We start from the raw sequence: 17557 nt of genomic DNA, 5'->3' as shown, positions 1-17557 counted from the left end.
GCTCAGGCGGGCTCGCAGAATTTCAGGCGCGGGCCCCCCGGCACGATGCGCGTCGGGTTGATGTGCGGATGGCTCATGTAGTAGTGCCGCTTGATGTGGTCGATGTTCACCGTGTCGGCGATGCCCGGCACCAGGTACAGCGCGCGCAGGTAGCGCGAGAGCCGAGGGAAGTCCTCCAGCCGGTTGCGGTTGCACTTGAAGTGGCCGAAGTACACCGCATCGAAGCGGGCCAGCGTGGTGAACAGGCGCCAGTCCGCTTCGGTCGGCGCTGCGCCCACCAGCCAGGGTTGCTGCGCGAGCCGCGCTTCGACCGCGTCGAGCGCCGAGAACAGCCGATCGAACGCGCGCTCGTAGGCTGCCTGCTCGGTGGCGAAGCCGCAGCGGTAGACGCCGTTGTTGATGTTGTCGTACACGAAGGCGTTGATGCGATCGATTTCCGCGCGCAGCGGCGCCGGGTACAGGTCCACGTCGCCCTTGGCCAGCGCGCCGAAGCCTTCGTTGAACATGCGCAGGATCTCGCTCGACTCGTTGCTGACGATCGTGCCCGTCTGCTGGTCCCACAGCATCGGCACCAGCACCCGGCCGGTGTAGTGCGGGTCGGCTGCGGCGTAGAGCTGGTGCAGGTAGCGAAAGCCGTGCAGCGGGTCGGGCAGGGCGTCGCTGAAGGCCCAGCCCTGCGACATCACCGGCTCGAGCACCGTCACCGGGACCACGTCCTCCAGGCCCTTGAGCTTGCGCGCGACCAGCGTGCGGTGCGCCCAGGGGCAGGCGAGGGAGACGTACAGGCGGTAGCGGCCCGCCTCGGCCCGAAAGCCGCTGGCGCCGTCCTCGGTGACCGCATTGCGGAACACGGAAGTCGTGCGCAGGAACTCGCCGTGGCTGGCGCGCGTGTCGTACCAGCCGTCCCGCCACTGGCCGTTCTCCAGGAATCCGCTCACGGGCACCTCCAGGGTTCTGCGATCGCGCACCTGCATGCTGCGCGGCCGTGGGTCCATCCTAAGGGCAGTCGGCCGCTGCATCGTTGCGGGCGCGGCCATGGGGCAGGGTTCGCGCGGCGCGTTCCATCCCGGCCACCGTGGGCATTGTGGCCGTGCGCGGCGTCCGTCAGGGGCGGCCGTTATGCTGGCTTTCGCGGACCGATCACCGGCCGCATCTCACGCAAGGCGCTGCGATGGATCTGAACCAGGTGGCCGGATATTTCCCGGCGGACGGCGTACTCGCCCTGTCCTTGCTCGTGTTCGCCAAGCGCATGGGCATTCCGGTGCCGGCGCTTCCCTTCCTGCTGCTGGCCGGCGCGCGCGGCGCTGCCGATGGCGTGTATGCGTTGAGCGTACTGCTGGCCGCCTCGCTGGCCGCCGTGCTCGCCGACTCGATCTGGTACTTCGCCGGCCGGCGCCACGGGCGCAGCGTGCTGGCGCTGATGTGCCGGATCTCCGTCTCGCCCGGCAGCTGCATCCGCAAGAGCGAGCTGGCCTTCGAGCGGCGCGGCGCCTTGACGGTGCTGCTGGCCAAGTTCATCCCGGGCGTCGCCGGGCTGGCGCCGCCGCTCGCCGGCGCATTGGGCATGCGTTCCTCCAGCTTCACCGCGCTCAACGGCGCCGGCACCGTGCTGTGGGTGGGCAGCGGCATGGCGGCTGGCCTGGTGTTCCATCGCCAGCTGATGCAGGCGGTGCGGACGCTGCAGGAGATGGGCGCGGCCGCGGTGCCCTGGCTGCTGCTGGCCGTGGCCGCGTACATCGGCTGGCTGGCCGTGCGCCGCCTGCTGATCAACAAGGCCGCGGCCAAGGCGCCGCGGCTGCACCCGCACGAACTGGCCGACAAGCTCGCGCGGGGCGACCAGGTGATGCTGGTCGACGTGCGCGGAGCCGGCGCCGACGTGGGCCCGCGCATTCCGGGAGCGCTGCACGCTTTCCTGGACAGCGCCATGTTCGACGGACTGCCCGTCCTGCCTGAAGGCATGGACCTGGTGACCTACTGCGACTGCCCGAACGACATCTCCGCGGCCCGCGCCGCGCTGAGGCTGCGCAAGCGCGGGGTCCCCGCCCGCGTGCTGGCGGGGGGCTTTCCGGCCTGGGTGGCGGCGGGCTTTCCGGTGGAAACGGGGGCGCCTGCGGCCGTTGCCGGCCACGACGGGACCGCCACCGTGGCCGCGCAAGCGTGAAGGAATTCCCCTAAGCCTCGCGACCGGGCGGGTGGCCCCGCCGAACGGGAATTAGTGCCGTTTCCGGCGAGCAGGTCCGGATGAAAGGCTTTGACGACTCCTGCCGAGCTTGTAACCCTTAGCGCCTGTGTGTGACTAAAGGTGTCTTCATGAGCTCCCACCCTGTCCTTCCGGCGCGCATGTCCAGGCTCTGCGCGTCCGCCCTCGCGGCGGGGCTGCTGCTTGCGTCGTGCGGCGGCGGCGACCCCTACGCAGGCCTCTGGCTGGGAACGGTGAGCGGCAACCGCAACGCCACCGCCGTGGTGCTGGACGACGGCACCTACTACATGCTCTATTCGGTGCCGGGCGCGCCCAACGCCATCGCGGGCCTCATCCAGGGGACCGGTGATTTCCACGGCGCCCAGTTCACGTCGGCGGATGCGCGCGACTTCAGCTGGGACGGTCGGGGCACGCAGGCCGCGACCGTGTCCGCGAAGATCAGCCCCAAGATGGCGGTGAGCGGCACGGTCAACGAAAGGCCGGGCGCGCAGAATTTCACCGTGAGCTACCAGCGCGAGTTCGACGACATCGCGCGGCTGCCGATCCTGGTGGGGTCCTACGCCGGCACGGTCACGTTCATCCTCGGCACCCGCCCCGCGGTGTTCAACGTCACGGCCTCCGGCGACGTCAGCACCAGCATCAACGGCTGCCCGATCACCGGACGCGTGGTGCCGCGCAACGACGCCAACGCCTACGACCTGACCATCGTCTTCGGTGGCGCACCCTGTGTCTTCCCGTTTGCCCAGTTCAGCGGCGTCGCGGTCTACCGCCCCGACCAGCGTCGGCTGGACGCCGCGGTGGTGCACGCTTCCCGCACGCAGGCGATCGCCTTCGCGGGCCTCAAGAACTAGCGCTCGCGCGGTTTCGATCGGTGCATCGCCCTCACGCGATGCACCGGCTCCACGCTCGCACGTCCTCCTCCATCTTGCGCAAGCCTCGCGGCTCGCACCGGTGAAGGTGGCGCTCGCAGGCCTCGCGCTGCGCAGCGGGCACCTCGCAGCCACACGCCAGCAGCATCAGGTAGCGGCGCAGCGCCAGCTTCCAGTGGCCGCGGGCCAGGCTTTGGTCCAGCAGGTGCAGCAGCACTTCGTCGCGGCTGGGCTCGGCGCACGAACCCGTCGTCGCCCAGCCGGTCGCGGTGCGGCGCTCGCACTGCGCCTCGGGCTCTGGCCGCCAAGCTTCCTGCCCGAAGGGATGCGGCTGGCACCAGCGCGTCGCCGGTCGGTAGGCCTCGGTCGCTTCGTGCAGCATGGTCGGCTCACTCCACCGGATGCAGCTCGAGCAGCCGGCGCTTGAGCACCTTGCCGCTGCCCGTCATCGGAAAGGACGTGACCGTGCGGATCACCGAGGGCTGCTTGTACGGCGCCAGGTGCTCCCGCAGGTAGCGGCGCAGCGCGGCTTCGTCCAGCGCGGCGCCGTGGCGCAGTTCCACGTAGGCCACCACGTCCTCGTTGCCATCCCGCTCCGGCCGGCCCACCACCGCCGAGCGCTCGATGGCGGGAAACGCATTGAGCACCGCCTCCACCTCGGCCGGGTACACGTTGAAGCCCGAGCGGATGATCATCTCCTTGAGCCGTCCGACGACGAACAGCGCGCCGTCCGCATGCAGCTCGCCCAGGTCGCCGCTCGCGTACCAGCCGCCTTCGCGGATCACGGCGGCCGTGGCCTCCGGATCGCGGAAGTAGCCGGGCATCAGCCCGACGCCGCGCATCCAGATCTCGCCGCGCTCGCCGGTGGGCAGCTCGCGCCCGGTCTGCGGATCGACGATGCACAGCTCCGCGCCGTCGACACGGTAGCCCGCCGAGGTGTCCTGGCGCCACTCGCCCAGCCGCGTGAGGTGCACCGATCCCGCGTATTCCGACAGGCCGTAGCCGTGGTGCAGCGGCTTGCCGAAGGCCGCCTCCACGCGCTGCTTCAGCGCCATGTCCAGCGGGCCGGCGCCGGTGTAGACGTAGCGCAGCCGCGGCGCGGGCGGATGCGCGACGCCGATCTGCTCCAGGTGCGCGAGCAGGCGCGAGAACAGCGTGGGCGGTCCCTGCAGCTGCGTGAGACCGTGGTTGGCCAGGTCGTCCAGCGCATCGGCGGGGTCGAAGGACGCGCGCATCAGCAGCGTCGCGCCCGCCACCAGCGAGGCCACCAGCACCGTGCCCAGCCCGAAGATGTGCGTCATCGGCAGGTAGGCGTACGAGCGGTCGTCCTCCGCCAGGTTGCGCGAGGCCGCGGACACCCGGCCGAAGTGCGTGACGCCCTCGTGCGTCATCAGCACGCCCTTGGACGCGCCGGTGGTGCCGGAGGTGAAGATGATCGCGGCGACGCGTTCGCCCAGCGGGCCGGTCTCGGCGATCGCCTCCTGCCGCACGGCGCTGCGTTCCAGGCCCGGCACCGCCGAAGGGCGCGAGGTGAAGCGGTGCGCGTGGGCCGCTGCCGCCTTGGACACGCCGGTGGTGAAGTAGTGCACCCGCGCATCGGCCTTGGCCGAGAAGCCCGCGATCTCGCCCGGCGCCATCCGCGCGTTGACGCCGCACGACCATGCGCCCGCGCGGCTGCAGGCCAGGATCAACGCCAGGTGCTGCGGGCAGTTCTCCGCCACCACCATCACGCGATCGCCGGCGCGCACGCCGTCCGTTCGCAGCTCCGCCTCCAGCGTGTCGACCAGCGCGCCGACCTGCGCGTAGGTCATCGTGGCCGGCTCCCCTTCGCCGTCGCGCAGGTGCAGGAACACGCGGTCGGGGCTGCGCCGCAGCCAGCCGTCGAACAGCGCGTGGATGCGCGTGGCGTCCATGCTCACTCGACCTTGATGTCCTTGGTCACCGCGGCCCACATCGCCCGCTCCTTCTTCGCGCGGGCATCGACCGTGTCGGGGCCGCCGCTCCACAGCTCGTAGCCGGCCGCTTCCAGCTTGGCCTTGAGGTCGGGGTCCTTCAGCGCGTTGGCGAAGGCCTGGCCGTAGCGCGTGGCCAGCGGCTTCGGCAGGTGCGGCGGCGCGTACACGGCGTACCAGCCGCCCACCTCGTAATCGGGGATGCCGGATTCGGTCATCGTCGGCACCTGCGGCAGCGAGGGATTGCGCGCGGGCGAGGTGACCGCGATCGCGCGCACCTTGTCGCCGGCGATGTAGCTGCGTGCGGTGCTGACGATGTCGAACATCATGGTGAGCTGGCCGCCGATCACGTCGGTCATCGCCGGCGCGTTGCCCTTGTAGGGCACGTGCAGCATCTTCGTGCCCGTGCGCGCAGCGAGCAGCTCACCGGAAAGATGGTTGGAGCCGCCCACGCCCGCGGAGCCGTAGCTCACCTTGCCGGGGTTGGCCCTGGCGTAGTCGACCAGGTCGCGCAGGTTCTTGAACGGCAGGTCCTTGTTGATCACCAGCACGTTGTAGTAGCTGAGGACGGGCGCGACGGCCAGCAGGTCCTTGCCCGGATCGAAGGGCATCTTGGCCATCACGTTCGGGCTGATGGTGACCGTGGGGCTGGCCGCGAACCACAGCAGCGACCCGTCCGGCGTGGCCTTGGCCACCGTGTCGCCGGCGGTCGTGGCATTGGCGCCGGGCTTGTTCTCCACCAGCACCGTCGTGCCCAGCTCGCGCGCGAGCACCGGCGCGATCGTGCGCGCCGCCTGGTCCACGGGACCCCCGGCCGCGTAGCCGACCAGTAGGCGCACCGTGGGTGGCACCTGCTGCGCCTGGGCGGCGCCCAGCGCGATGGCCAGTCCCGCCAGGGCCAGGGAACGCTTCAACCGATCGATGCGCTGCATGTCGTCTCCTCTTTGGAATATCCGGATCGCCGGGCAGCACGAGGTTGCCGGGCCATGAAAGAACCTCAGGGCAGCAGGTCGCCCACACGCGGCCAGTGCGCCACGTGCCAGAGCCGTTCCACCGCCGAGCGCATCGCGGCCTCGGTCGCACCGCCGCTGAACGCGGCGAGCTGCAGCGCCTTGGCCGTGAGCTGGTCGCGGCTGAGCGTGTTGCCCGGATCGCCGCGCGGCTCGTCCACGCGCCCGTGCAGCACGCGGCCGTCCACCGTCTGCACGGTGACCTTGCCGATCCAGCGGCGCGGGTAGGCCGCGTCCACTTCGGGGTCGAGCACCATTTCCACCTTGTCGCGAAAGCGCAGGGTCTCGGGGTCGCGGAAGTGCTGGTCGAACTCCTGCAGTCCCGCGTGGCCGAAGCGCGCCACCAGGGCCAGCACGGTGCCCATGGAAAACTTGCTCTGGTGCACGGTGACGGGATCGACCACCGGCCCCAGCACGTCGATCGCGCCCTGGTGCACGTGCGTCACCACGCGCGCGACCGCATCGGGCTGCACGCGGCATTCGCGCAGGACCTGCGCCAGGGCGTCGGCGGCAGGATGCGTGTGGCGGCAGGAGGCGTGGTACTTGAAGGAGGTCTCGATCGTGGCCCAGCGGGTGCCCAGGCGATCGGTCAGGTTCATGGCATCGGCGTCGTCCGACATCCCGGCCGCCATGCCTTGCGCGCCCTCGAAGATGCGCTCCGCGCCGGTGAAGCCGTCCTTGGCCAGGTACGCGGACATCAGGCCCGCAGCCGCTGCGTGCGCCGTGTGCAGCTGCTTGGAGTCGGCGGCCGTGCGCAGGAACTCCCACAGGCCCGCGGACTGCGTCCCGGCGGAACCGAAGGCATGGCGCATCTGCTGCGCGTCCAGCCCGAGCAGGTTGCCGACCGCGGCGGCCGCGGCCAGCGTGCCGGCCGTCCCCGTGGTGTGGAACACCTTGTAGTGCGAGCGTCCGAGGAACTCGCCGACGCGGATGCCGACCTCGTAGCCAGCGACGCTCGCCGCCAGCAGCTGCCGGCCGCTGGCGCCCAGCGCCTGGGCGACGGCGACCGCGGCGGGGAACACCACGGTGGCCGGATGGAACACAGACCCGTTGTGCACGTCGTCCTGCTCGGCGAAGTGCGAGGCGGCGGCGTTCGCCATGGCCGCGAGATAAGGCGTCGTGCGGCTGCGCGTGACGATCACCTCGCTGGGGCCTTCGGCCGGCCCCATCGCCTGCGTGAAGCGCACGATGCTTTCGACCGGGCGGGCGCCCTTGCCGGCGACGGCGGAGGCGAGCCAGTCGACCAGCAGGTCCTCGGTCTTGCGGACGACCGCTTCCGGCAGGTCCTCGAAGCGCAGGGCCGCGGCGAATGCGGCGAGTTGGGCGGAGGGGTTCATGCAGGGCTCCCGTAGCGCTCAGGGCGTCAGGCGTATGTTCGCATCCTTGATGATCCTGGCGTAGATGGCCGCGTCGTCGCGAACGATCTTCTGGAACTCTTCCGGCTTGCCGCCACCCACCTCGAGCCCCAGGGCCTCGATCTTGGCCGTGACATCGGGCAGGCGAAGGATCCGGTTGATCTCGGCGGAAAGCTTTTGCACCACTGCGGGTGGGGTTTTCGCCGGCACGAACACGCCGAACCATCCATAGGGATCGAAAGAGTGGTAGCCCAGCTCGGCAAAGGTCGGCACGTCGGGCAGGCCGCGCATGCGCTGCGTGCCGGTGACGGCCAGCGCGCGCATCGACTTGAAGTGCGGGCGGGCACTGGCGCTGTCGACGAAGGCCGAGGTGACCTGGCTGCCGACGAGATTGGTCACCAGCGGCGCGGAGCCGGCGAAGGGAACGTGCACCAGGTCCATGCCGGCCTGCATGTTCAGCAGCGAGCCCTGGATGTGCGCGGAGGTGCCGGCGCCGTAGGTGCCGAAGTTGTACTTGCCCGGGTTCGCCTTCACCAGGGTGACGAATTCCTTGAGCGACTTCGCGGGGGAATCCAGCGGCACGGCGAACAGGCTGGGGCTGCGCGCGATCTGCGTCACCGGCGCCAGGTCCACCAGCGGGTCGTAGGGCAGCTTGTCCATCAGCGAGGGCTGCTGGATCAGCGCCGTGATGGCGATCAGCAGGGTGTAGCCGTCGGCTGGCGCCTTGACCACGAACTGGTTGCCGATGGTGCCGCCCGCGCCCGTCTTGTTCTCGACGATGGCGGTCTGCCCCCAGGCCTCGCCCAGCTTCTGCGCGACCGTGCGCGCCAGCGTGTCCGTGGCGCCGCCCGCGGGGTAGGGCACGACCAGCTTCAGGGGCTGGCTCGGGTAGGTTCCCTGCGCGAAGGCGGGGGCACTCACGGCGAACGCCACGCCGGCGGCCAGGCACAGCCTGCGCAGTATCGATGTCTTCATCGGTCTTGTCTCCTCGGGGATCGGGGGAAGGGAAGTCAGCGCGTCGCCTCGCGCACCATGTTGCGGGCGATCACGATCTGCTGAATCTGCGTCGTGCCTTCGTACAGCCGGAACAGGCGCACGTCGCGGTAGAAGCGTTCGATGCCGTGGTCCGACACGTAGCCGGAGCCGCCGAAGATCTGCACCGCTCGGTCCGCCACGCGGCCGCACATCTCGGAGGCGAACATCTTGCTGCACGAGGCCTCGGTGGACACGTTGCGTCCTTCGTCGCGCTTGCGTGCCGCGTCGATCACCATGCAGCGGGCGGCGTAGATCTCGGCCTGGCTGTCGGCCAGCATGGCCTGCACCAGCTGGAACTCGGCGATGGGCTGGCCGAACTGCTTGCGCTGCACCGCGTAGTTCAGGGCGTCGCGCAGCATGCGCTCGGCCACGCCCACGCAGATGGCGGCGATGTGGATGCGGCCCTTCTCCAGCACCTTCATGGCGGTCTTGAAGCCCTGGCCTTCGCGGCCGCCGATCAGCTGGCCGGCCGGCACCTTCACGTTCTCGAAGATCACGTCGGCGGTGTGCGCGCCGCGCTGGCCCATCTTCTTGTCCTTCTTGCCGATCGTGATGCCCTTGATGTCCGCATCGACGATGAAGGCCGACACGCCGCCGGCGCCCTTGTCCTCGGGATTGGTGCGCGCCATCAGCGTGAACAGGCCGGCATGCGGCGCGTTGGTGATGAAGCGCTTGGTGCCGTTGACGATGTAGTGGTCGCCGTCGCGGATGGCGGTGGTGCGCAGCGAGGCGGCGTCGGAGCCGGCCTCCGGCTCGGTGAGCGCGAACGACGCGATCAGCTCGCCGGTCGCCAGTCGAGGCAGGTATTTCTGCTTCTGAGCCTCGCTGCCATCGAGCAGGATGCCCTGCGAGCCGATGCCCACCGTGGTGCCGAACAGGGACCGGAAGCAGGGCGAGGTCTGGCCCATGGCCAGCATCACCATCACCTCTTCTTCCATGGTGGCGCCGAAGCCGCCGTACTCCTCGGGGATGGTCAGGCCGAACAGGCCCAGCTCCTTCATCTCGCGCTGGAGGTCCTCGGGGATCTCGTCGGTTTCGGCGACGATGGCCTCGGCGGGCACCAGGCGCTCGCGCACGAAGCGGTCGACGGCGGCGAGCAAGGCGGCCAGGGTTTGCGGATCTCGGATCATGGCTGTCTCCTCACAGGGTTTCGGCCGTGCCGAGGATGGCGGTGGACTGGCTGGACAAGGTGCCGCCGTTGCCGTGCGCCAGGGCGGTGCGCACGCCTTGCACCTGGCGCTCGCCTGCTTCGCCGCGCAGTTGTCGCACCGCCTCGATCAGGGCGAAGATGCCGTACATGCCGGGGTGCGTGCAGGACAAGCCGCCGCCATTGGTGTTGACGGGCAGCTTGCCGCCAGGCGCGATCGTGCCGTTCTCGACGAAGCGTCCGCCTTCGCCCTTGGGGCAGAAGCCCAGGTCTTCCAGGAACAGGATGGTGTTGATCGTGAAAGCGTCGTAGAGCTGCAGCACGTCGATGTCCGCCGGCTGCAGGCCGGCCATCGCGAATGCCTGCGCACCGGATTGCAGGGCGGACGTGACGGTCAGGTCCCGCATCGCCGAGATCTGGCGATTCCACACGGCCGTGGCGTTGCCCAGCACGTACACGGGCTTTCTCGGCAGCGACTTCGCGCGCTCGGCGCTCACCAGCACGTAGGCGCCGCCGCCGTCGGTGACGAGGCAGCAGTCGCGGACCGTGAGCGGGTCCGACACCATCCGGGACTTCAGCACGTCCTCGCGGGACAGCGGATCGCGCATGAAGGCTTCCGGGTTCAGCCGGGCCCAGGCGCGCGCGGCCACGGCGACGTCGGCCAGCTGCTCGCGCGTCGTGCCGTACTGGTGCATGTGGCGCGAGGCGGCGAGAGCGTAGGCGGACGCCGGCAGCATGGGTTCGTAGGGATGCTCGTAGGGCTGCGGATCGACGAAGCGGCGCAGCTGCCCGATCTCGCGCCGGCCGACGGTGCTGGTGCGCTGTGCGCTTCCGTAGCACACGAGCACCGCGCTGCACTGCCCGGAGCGGATCGCCTGCATCGCGGGCAGCAGGTGCGCGATGAAGCTGGAGCCGCCGAGCATGGTGCCGTCGATGTAGGTGGGATTCAGGCCCAGGTACTCGATGACCGGCAGGGTCCACATCGATGCGCCGGCGCTCGCGGTGCACAGCCCGTCGATGTCGCTCATCTTCAGGCCGGCGTCGGCGACCGCGGCGCGCGCCGAGCGCGCCAGCAGTTCCATGTCGGTGAAGCCGGGCGACTCGCCGTTGCCGAAGGTGGCGACGCCGGCGATGGCGGCGCTGCCGCGCAGGGATTGGAGGGTGTCGCTCATGGTCACAGTCCTTGCGCGGCGTCGAACACGACCAGGCCGTGGCCGTCCCTGACCTGCACCCGCGCCTTGACGCGCTGGCCGATGCGCACGGCCGCCGGCGGCAGGTTGTCCACGCGGCTCATCAGCCGCACGCCTTCGTCGAGGTCGACCAGGCTCACGTTGAGGTCGCCGCCCTCGGTGGGCTTGCGCCGGACGGTGGTCACCGCGTGCACGGTGCCCATGCCGCTGGGCGCTTTCCATTCCAGCGCGGCGCTGCCGCAGTGCGGGCAGCTCTCGCGCGGGTAGTACACGTGCTTGCTGCAATCGGTGCAGCGCTGGATCAGGAAGCGGCCGGCATCGAGTTCCACTTGGTGGAAGGCCTGCACGCCTTGAGGGTCAGTCATGTGTGATCTCGGTTGTGCTGGGGTTCACTGCGTTCACCGCCAGCCTACGAATGGCCTTTGGCATGCCTCGTAGGCTGGCGGTGAGGCGAAGCCGAACCCCAGCGTGAATTCAGATCGGGTCCCAGGAGAAGACGTCGCCGGAGCGCTCCAGGTCGAAGAAGCTCGCCTTGAGCGCGGGCAGCGCGTGGCTGGCCACGGTGGCGGGGCTCCAGCCTTCGCTGCGGTGCACCGAGCGCACCGGGCGCGGCTGCGACATCAGGAAGATCTCGTTGTTGCGCACCGCGAAGATCTGGCCGTTGACGTCTTTCGCTGCTTCGCTCGCCAGGCACACGGCCAGCGGCGCGATCTTGGCCGGCGTCATCTGCTTGAGCCGGTCCACCCGCGCCTGCTCTTCCGGCGTCTCGGTCGGGATGGAGCCGATCATGCGGCTCCAGGCGAAGGGCGAGATGCAGTTGGAGCGCACGTTGAATTTCTGCATGTCCAGCGCGATCGACTTGGACAGCGCCGCGATGCCCAGCTTGGCGGCGCTGTAGTTGGCCTGGCCGAAGTTGCCGATCAGTCCCGAGGTGGAGGTCATGTGCACGTAGCAGCCGCTTTCCTGCTCCTTGAAGTGCGGGGCGGCGGCGCGGCTGACGTAGAAGCTGCCGTACAGGTGCACCTTGATGACGGCGTCCCATTCCTCGGCGCTCATCTTGTGGAAGAAGCGGTCACGCAGGATGCCCGCGTTGTTGACCACCACGTCGAGCCGGCCGAAGGCTTCGACCGCCGTGCCGACGATGCGTGCGGCCGCGGCCTGCTCGGACACGCTGTCGGTGTTGGCGACCGCCTCGCCGCCCAGCGCCTTGATCTCGTTGACCACCGCCTGCGCGGGGCCGGTGTCCTTGCCTTCGCCCGCGACCGAGGCGCCGATGTCGTTGACGACGACCTTGGCGCCTTCGCGCGCCATCGCCAGTGCGATGTCGCGACCGATGCCGCCGCCGGCGCCGGTGACGACGACCACCTTGCCTGCGACCATGTTGGATGCACTCATGAAATCACTCCTGGTTCGTGGGCCACTGGAACGCCAGCGGCTGCTTGTCGAGGAAACGCTGCACCGCCTCGCGGTGCGGCGTGGTCTGGAAGCACAGCGCCTGCGCATTCGCCTCGGCCTCGAAGGCCGCTTCCATGGCGCCGGGGTCCTGGCCCATGCGCTTGACCAGGCCCACCGCCAGCGTCGACGCGCCGGCGAAACTGTCCGCCAGGGCCAGGGCGCGCGGCAACAGCTGCGCGGGCTCGTGCCGTTCCATGGCGATGCCGAGCGTGAGCGCCTCCTGGGCGTCCACTTCGCGCGCCGACAGGAACAGCTCGCGGGCACGCTGCGCGCCCACCACGCGGGGGAGGGTGTAGGTGGCGCCGCAGTCGGGAACCAGCCCGACGCGCATGAAGACCATGCAGAAGCGGGCGCGCGGCGTCACCAGCACGAAGTCCGCCGACAGCGCGAGGCTGAAGCCCGCGCCGTATGCGGCGCCGTCGACCGCCGCGATCACCGGCCGGTCCAGCGTCATCAGCTCGCGCAGGATCGCGTGCGTGCCGTGCATGCGCTCGCGCAGGCCGTCGCTTTGCAGCTGGCCGGCGGCCGCCATGCCGCGCAGGTCACCGCCGGCGCAGAACGCACCGTTGGCACCCGTGAGCACGACGGCGCGGATGCCCGCATCGGCCCTGACCTGCGCGATGGCCTGCGCCAGCCCGTCCTTGACCGGGGCGGTGAGCGCGTTGCGCGCGGCGGGGCTGTCCAGCGTGACGAGGGCGGTGGTGCCGCGGCGCTCGAAGTGGACGGCCGGGGTGGAAGTGCTCATGGCTTGGTCTCCTGGGCGGCGGCGCGGCGCTGCTCCTGCAATTCGCGCCAGAGGATCTTGCCGGTGCCCGACTTGGGCAGGGCGTCGATGAATTCCACGATGCGCGGCGCCTTGTAGACGGCCATGCGCTCGCGGGCCCAGGCGACGATGTCCTGCTCGCGCACCTCGCCGCGCATGCCCGGCTTGAGCGCGACCAGCGCCATCACCGCCTCGCCCTGCTTGGCGTCCGGCACGCCGATGACGCAGGCCTCGTGGATGGCGGGATGCTCGTACATCATGTTCTCCACCTCGGCCGGCCAGACCTTGTAGCCCGAGGTGTTGATCATCCGCTTCAGGCGGTCGCGCATGAAGAAGTAACCCTCCTCGTCGACCGAGGCGAGATCGCCGGTGCGGAAGAAGCGCTTGCCGTCGAGCTCGAAGAAGGCCTGGCGGTCCGCCTCGGGGTTGCGCCAGTAGCCGGTCATGACCTGCGGCGCGTGGGTGACGAGTTCGCCCACCTCGCCCTGCGGCAGTTCCTGCAACGTGGCGGGATCGACGATGCGCGTATCCACGCCCTGCGCCGGGATGCCCAGGCACTGGCGCTTGCCGCGCGCGAGCGGGTTGGCCTGCAGGAAGGAGGCGGTCTCGGTGAGGCCATAGCCTTCGTTGTAGGTGATGCCGTGGCGCTGCTGCATCATGGTCGCCACCGCTTCCGGCATCGCCGCGGCGCCGCCGGACAGCAGGCTCAGGCTGGAGATGTCGCGTCGTTCCACCTCGGGGTGGGCGAAGAAGTCCAGGATCATGGCCGGCGGCGCGGTCCAGGCGGTGACGCGGTGGCGCTCGATCAGGCGGGCGGCCAGCGCCGGGCTCCAGCGCGGCAGCATCACCGAGGTGCCGCCCAGGAAGATCGGCATGTTCATGCCGTTCTGCAGGCCCAGCATGTGGAACAGCGGCGCGACCGCCAGCACCACCGTTTCGCAATGCAGGCCCTTCCAGACGTGCGACGCGGCCAGCGAGGCGATCACCGTCTGGTGGGTGTGCATGCAGCCCTTGGGGTGGCCGGTGGTGCCCGAGGTGTAGGGCAGCACGGCCAGGTCTTCGGGACGGATGCCGGCATCGACACCATCGCGCCCGGCCGGCACGTCGGCCCATCCCGTGCAGTCGGGGCGCGTCAGCGGGCGCAGCGGTTCCAGCACCCAGTCGGGAATCTCGTTCGTGGTGTCGCCCACCGCCTCGCTGTAGGCGTGCACGATGATGCGATCGAACAGGTCTTCCTCGAAATGTTCCAGCAGTTCCTGCGCGACGAAGGCGATGCGCGCACCGCTGTTCTCGCCGTAGTAACGCACTTCCTGCGCCTTGCTCATCGGGTTGACCGGCACGACGACGCCGCCGGCGCGCAGGATCGCATAGGCGGCGATCACGAACTGCGGGCAGTTCTGGCTGGCCACCAGCACGCGGTCGCCGCGTTGCAGCTTCAGGTCCTCGCGCAGGTAGGCCGCGAGGGCGGCCACGCGCTCCTGCAACTGGGCATAGCGCAGCACGGAGCCGCAGTACACGATGGCCGGCTTGCCGGGGTAGCGCCGCGCGGCGAGTTCCAGGCACTCCGGCAGCGTGGTTTGCGGAACGACCAGTTCGCGGGCCACGCCCTTGGGCCAGAACCTGAAGTGCGGACTTTCCCGGTGCGCCATCACTGCTTCTCCAGCGCCCGGGCGATGATTTCCTTCATCACCTCGTTGGCGCCGCCGTAGATGCGGCCGACGCGCACGTCGGCGTACAGGCGCGCGATCGGGTACTCGTTCATGAAGCCGTAGCCGCCGTGCAGCTGCAGGCACTCGTCGACGATGCGGCAGCAGGTGTCGGTGGTCCACCACTTGGCCATGGCCGCGGTGGGCACATCGAGTTCGCCCTGCATCAGCCGGGCGATGCAGTCGTCGACGAAGGCGCGTGCCACCTGCGCCTGGGTCTCGCACTCGGCCAGCTTGAAGCGGGTGTTCTGCATCTTCAGGAGCGGCGCGCCGAACACGTTGCGGTCGCGCACGTATTCCAGCGTCTCGGCGATGGCGCGCTGCATGGTGGCCACCGTGCCGACGGCGATCAGCATGCGCTCGCGCGGCAGCTGTTGCATCAGCTGCGCGAAGCCTTTGCCTTCCTCGCCGCCCAGCAGGTTGTCGGCCGGAACGCGCACGTCGTCGAAGTACAGCTCGGTGGTGTCCAGCGTCTTCTGGCCCATCTTGTCCAGCAGCGGCCCGCGGCGGAAGCCGGCCGTGCCCTCGGTCTCCACCACCAGCAGCGAGATGCCCTTGGCGCCGGCGTCCGCGCCGGTCTTGCAGGCCACCACCACCAGGCCGGCATGCATGCCGTTGGTGATGAAGGTCTTGTTGCCGGTGATGCGCCAGGCGTCGCCGTCGCGCTTCGCCTGGGTCTTGATGCGCTGCAGGTCGGTGCCCGCGCCCGGCTCGGTCATGGCAATCGCCGCGACCAGCTCGCCGGTGGCCATGCGCGGCAGCCAGCGGCGCTTCTGCGCCTCGGTGCCGTAGGCCAGGATGTAGTGCGCGACGATGCCGCTGTGCACGTTGTTGCTGAAGCCCTGCGCCATGGCGCGCATCTGCTCCTCGCAGATCACCGCCTCGTGCAGGAAGCTGCCGCCGCCGCCGCCGTATTCCTCCGGGATGCTGGCGCACAGCAGGCCGGCCGCGCCGGCCTGGTTCCAGATGCCCCGGTCGGCGTGGTGCTGGGCGCGCCAGCGCGCCTCGTGCGGCACGCACTCTCGCTCGAAGAAGCGGCGCGCGCTGTCGCGCAGCATCTCCAGCTCCTCGTTCATCCAGGGCCGCTTCATGCGCCCACCTGTGCGATGCCGACGCCTTCGGACGACCGTGCGGCGCGGTCCATCAGGGCCGTCCGCCGCCCACGACCAGCACCTGGCCGCTGACGTAGTTGGATTCGGGAATGCAGAACAGGTAGACCGCGCCGGCCGCTTCCTGCGGCGTGCCGCCGCGGCCCAGCGGGATCAGCGCTTCCGCGTTCTTCAGGATCTGCGGGTTGACGCCCACCTTGATCTGCTGGCCGGCGATGTCGATGCTGGCGCCGGCGGTGGCGTCGGCCTCCGTCAGCCGCGTCTTGATCAGGCCGAAGGCGACGCTGTTGACGTTGACCTTGTAGCGGCCCCACTCCTTGGCCATCGCCTTGGTCAGGCCGTTGATGCCGGCCTTGGCCGCTGCGTAGTTCGCCTGGCCCGCGTTGCCGTAGACGCCGGAGGTGGAGGAGACGTTGACCACCTTGCGGAACACCTCGCGGCCTTCCTCGGCTTCCTTCTTGGCGGCGTCGCGGATGAAGTTGGAGGCGGCCCGCAGGATGCGGAAGGGCGCGGTCAGGTGCACCGCGAGCATGGCGTCCCACTGCTCGTCGGTCATCTTCTGCACCACGTTGTCCCAGGTGTAGCCGGCGTTGTTGACGATGATGTCCACGCCGCCGTAGCTGTCGGTGGCGGTGCGCACGAAGCGGTCGGCGAAGCCGGCGTCGGTGACGCTGCCGACGCAGGCGGTGGCGACGCCGCCGGCCGCGACGATGTCGGCGACGGTCTGCTGGGCCGGCTCGGCGTCGAGGTCGTTGATGACGACGCGGGCGCCTTCGCTGGCGAGCTTCAGGGCGATCTCGCGGCCGATGCCGCGGCCGGAGCCGGAGACGAGGGCAACCTTGCCTTCGAGGGTGCGGGTCATGGTGGGTTCCTTGGTGGGGTTCAGTTCCAGGCGAGCAGCGCTTCGCCGGTCAGCTTGGTGATTCCGTCCTGGCTGGCCGTGGCCAGCTGCAGCTTCACGCAGCGCTGGCCGTCGTGCTCGAACTTCTCGGTGACGGTCGCGGTGCAGGTGATGCGCTCGCCCACGTGGGTGATGGCGGCAAAGCGCACGTCGAACGAACGGATGGCACTTTGCGGCACCCAGTTCGTGAGCACGCGCGCAAGCCAGGCGGCGGACAGCATGCCGTGCGCGAACACGTCGGGCATGCCCGCGCTCTTCGCGAAGTCGCTGTCCACGTGGATGGGGTTGTGGTCGCCCGAAGCGCCGCAGTACAGCGCGAGCGTCAGGCGGCTGATCGGCGGCAATTCGAGTGCCGGCAGCGCGTCGCCCGGCTGCAGGGAGGTCCAGTCGGGAAGCTTCGTGATGGTCATGGTCCTGCCCTCAGCCGTTGCGGATCACGCTGACGCAGCGCAGGTCCGCCACCGGTTCGCCGCGCTGGTTGGTGACGCTGGTCTTGCGCACCACGAACTCCAGCGCGCCGCCCTTCTTGTCGTAGATGTCCTCGATCCGCTGGCGGAAGCTGAGCGTGTCGCCGGCATAGGCCATGCGGTGGAAGGTGAAGCCCTGCTCGCCGTGCAGCAGTCGGCGGTAGTCGATGCCCAGCAGCTCGCGCACGGCGGCCGGGTTGGGCGACTCCATCTCCAGGCAGAAGAAGAAGGTGGGCGGCACCGGCAGGCCGGGATGGCCGGCCGCGCGCGCGGCGGCTTCGTCGGTGTAGACCGGGTCGTCCTGGCCGGTGGCCTTGGCGAAGAAGCGCAGGCGCCCCTTCTCCACCTCGACCTGGTAGGGCGGCAGTTCGTGGCCGATGTGGCGACGGTCGATCATC

Annotated in this window: 18 protein-coding genes; 2 read left to right on the top strand and 16 right to left on the bottom strand. The window is 69.9% G+C overall.

Annotation, left to right across the window (positions count from 1 at the left end):
- Positions 1-2: 2 nt before the first annotated feature.
- Positions 3-938, bottom strand: a complete 936-nt coding sequence (locus AC1DSA_RS09875; protein WP_477888538.1) for a glutathione S-transferase family protein — start codon at positions 936-938, stop codon at positions 3-5.
- Between the two features lie 233 nt (positions 939-1171).
- Between AC1DSA_RS09875 and AC1DSA_RS09870 the strand changes: the two genes are divergently transcribed.
- Together AC1DSA_RS09870 and AC1DSA_RS09865 are read left to right on the top strand one after the other, a co-directional pair.
- Complete coding sequence (locus tag AC1DSA_RS09870) at positions 1172-2161, top strand: VTT domain-containing protein (RefSeq protein ID WP_477888536.1); 990 nt, start codon at positions 1172-1174, stop codon at positions 2159-2161.
- A gap of 149 nt (positions 2162-2310) precedes the next feature.
- Entirely contained in the window at positions 2311-3051 is a 741-nt protein-coding gene (locus AC1DSA_RS09865; RefSeq protein ID WP_477888534.1) for a hypothetical protein, read from the top strand.
- A 31-nt stretch (positions 3052-3082) separates the two neighbouring features.
- Here the strand turns inward: AC1DSA_RS09865 and AC1DSA_RS09860 are convergent, their stop codons facing one another.
- The 15 genes from AC1DSA_RS09860 to AC1DSA_RS09790 all read right to left on the bottom strand — a co-directional run bounded on the left by AC1DSA_RS09860 (position 3083) and on the right by AC1DSA_RS09790 (position 17556).
- Positions 3083-3451 carry a hypothetical protein gene (locus tag AC1DSA_RS09860; RefSeq protein WP_477888532.1) on the bottom strand — a complete coding sequence of 123 codons (369 nt, stop codon included), beginning with the start codon at positions 3449-3451 and terminating at the stop codon, positions 3083-3085.
- Positions 3452-3458: 7 nt separating this feature from the next.
- Positions 3459-4982 carry a class I adenylate-forming enzyme family protein gene (locus AC1DSA_RS09855; protein ID WP_477888530.1) on the bottom strand — a complete coding sequence of 508 codons (1524 nt, stop codon included), beginning with the start codon at positions 4980-4982 and terminating at the stop codon, positions 3459-3461.
- Positions 4983-4984: 2 nt separating this feature from the next.
- A complete protein-coding gene (locus AC1DSA_RS09850; RefSeq protein ID WP_477888528.1) occupies positions 4985-5953 on the bottom strand; it encodes a Bug family tripartite tricarboxylate transporter substrate binding protein in 969 nt (322 codons plus the stop codon).
- 65 nt (positions 5954-6018) lie between these two features.
- Positions 6019-7368 carry an MmgE/PrpD family protein gene (locus AC1DSA_RS09845; RefSeq protein ID WP_477888526.1) on the bottom strand — a complete coding sequence of 450 codons (1350 nt, stop codon included), beginning with the start codon at positions 7366-7368 and terminating at the stop codon, positions 6019-6021.
- A gap of 18 nt (positions 7369-7386) precedes the next feature.
- Positions 7387-8361: a Bug family tripartite tricarboxylate transporter substrate binding protein gene (locus tag AC1DSA_RS09840; RefSeq protein WP_477888524.1), complete on the bottom strand. Its 975-nt coding sequence runs from the start codon at positions 8359-8361 to the stop codon at positions 7387-7389.
- A gap of 35 nt (positions 8362-8396) precedes the next feature.
- The gene (locus AC1DSA_RS09835; protein WP_477888522.1) at positions 8397-9551 is read right to left on the bottom strand and encodes an acyl-CoA dehydrogenase family protein; all 1155 of its coding nucleotides are present in this window, start codon (positions 9549-9551) and stop codon (positions 8397-8399) included.
- Between the two features lie 10 nt (positions 9552-9561).
- Positions 9562-10740 carry a thiolase gene (locus tag AC1DSA_RS09830; protein ID WP_477888520.1) on the bottom strand — a complete coding sequence of 393 codons (1179 nt, stop codon included), beginning with the start codon at positions 10738-10740 and terminating at the stop codon, positions 9562-9564.
- A gap of 2 nt (positions 10741-10742) precedes the next feature.
- Positions 10743-11123 carry a Zn-ribbon domain-containing OB-fold protein gene (locus AC1DSA_RS09825; protein WP_477888518.1) on the bottom strand — a complete coding sequence of 127 codons (381 nt, stop codon included), beginning with the start codon at positions 11121-11123 and terminating at the stop codon, positions 10743-10745.
- 109 nt (positions 11124-11232) lie between these two features.
- On the bottom strand, positions 11233-12138 hold the full coding sequence (locus AC1DSA_RS09820) for an SDR family NAD(P)-dependent oxidoreductase (RefSeq protein ID WP_477888717.1): 906 nt from the start codon (positions 12136-12138) through the stop codon (positions 11233-11235).
- A 19-nt stretch (positions 12139-12157) separates the two neighbouring features.
- Positions 12158-12958 carry an enoyl-CoA hydratase/isomerase family protein gene (locus AC1DSA_RS09815; protein ID WP_477888516.1) on the bottom strand — a complete coding sequence of 267 codons (801 nt, stop codon included), beginning with the start codon at positions 12956-12958 and terminating at the stop codon, positions 12158-12160.
- Positions 12955-14625 carry a long-chain-fatty-acid--CoA ligase gene (locus tag AC1DSA_RS09810; protein WP_477888514.1) on the bottom strand — a complete coding sequence of 557 codons (1671 nt, stop codon included), beginning with the start codon at positions 14623-14625 and terminating at the stop codon, positions 12955-12957. The genes AC1DSA_RS09815 and AC1DSA_RS09810 overlap by 4 nt, the downstream gene beginning before the upstream one ends.
- Complete coding sequence (locus AC1DSA_RS09805) at positions 14625-15773, bottom strand: acyl-CoA dehydrogenase family protein (RefSeq protein ID WP_477888512.1); 1149 nt, start codon at positions 15771-15773, stop codon at positions 14625-14627. The genes AC1DSA_RS09810 and AC1DSA_RS09805 overlap by 1 nt, the downstream gene beginning before the upstream one ends.
- Positions 15774-15825: 52 nt before the next feature.
- Complete coding sequence (locus tag AC1DSA_RS09800; protein ID WP_477888510.1) at positions 15826-16653, bottom strand: SDR family NAD(P)-dependent oxidoreductase; 828 nt, start codon at positions 16651-16653, stop codon at positions 15826-15828.
- A gap of 20 nt (positions 16654-16673) precedes the next feature.
- Complete coding sequence (locus AC1DSA_RS09795) at positions 16674-17102, bottom strand: MaoC family dehydratase (RefSeq protein ID WP_477888508.1); 429 nt, start codon at positions 17100-17102, stop codon at positions 16674-16676.
- Between the two features lie 10 nt (positions 17103-17112).
- On the bottom strand, positions 17113-17556 hold the full coding sequence (locus AC1DSA_RS09790) for a MaoC family dehydratase N-terminal domain-containing protein (RefSeq protein ID WP_477888506.1): 444 nt from the start codon (positions 17554-17556) through the stop codon (positions 17113-17115).
- Position 17557 lies beyond the last annotated feature (1 nt).

It is taken from the genome of Ramlibacter sp. P4_H7 (assembly GCF_056400765.1).
This window is presented reverse-complemented; position numbering and strand designations above follow the sequence as displayed.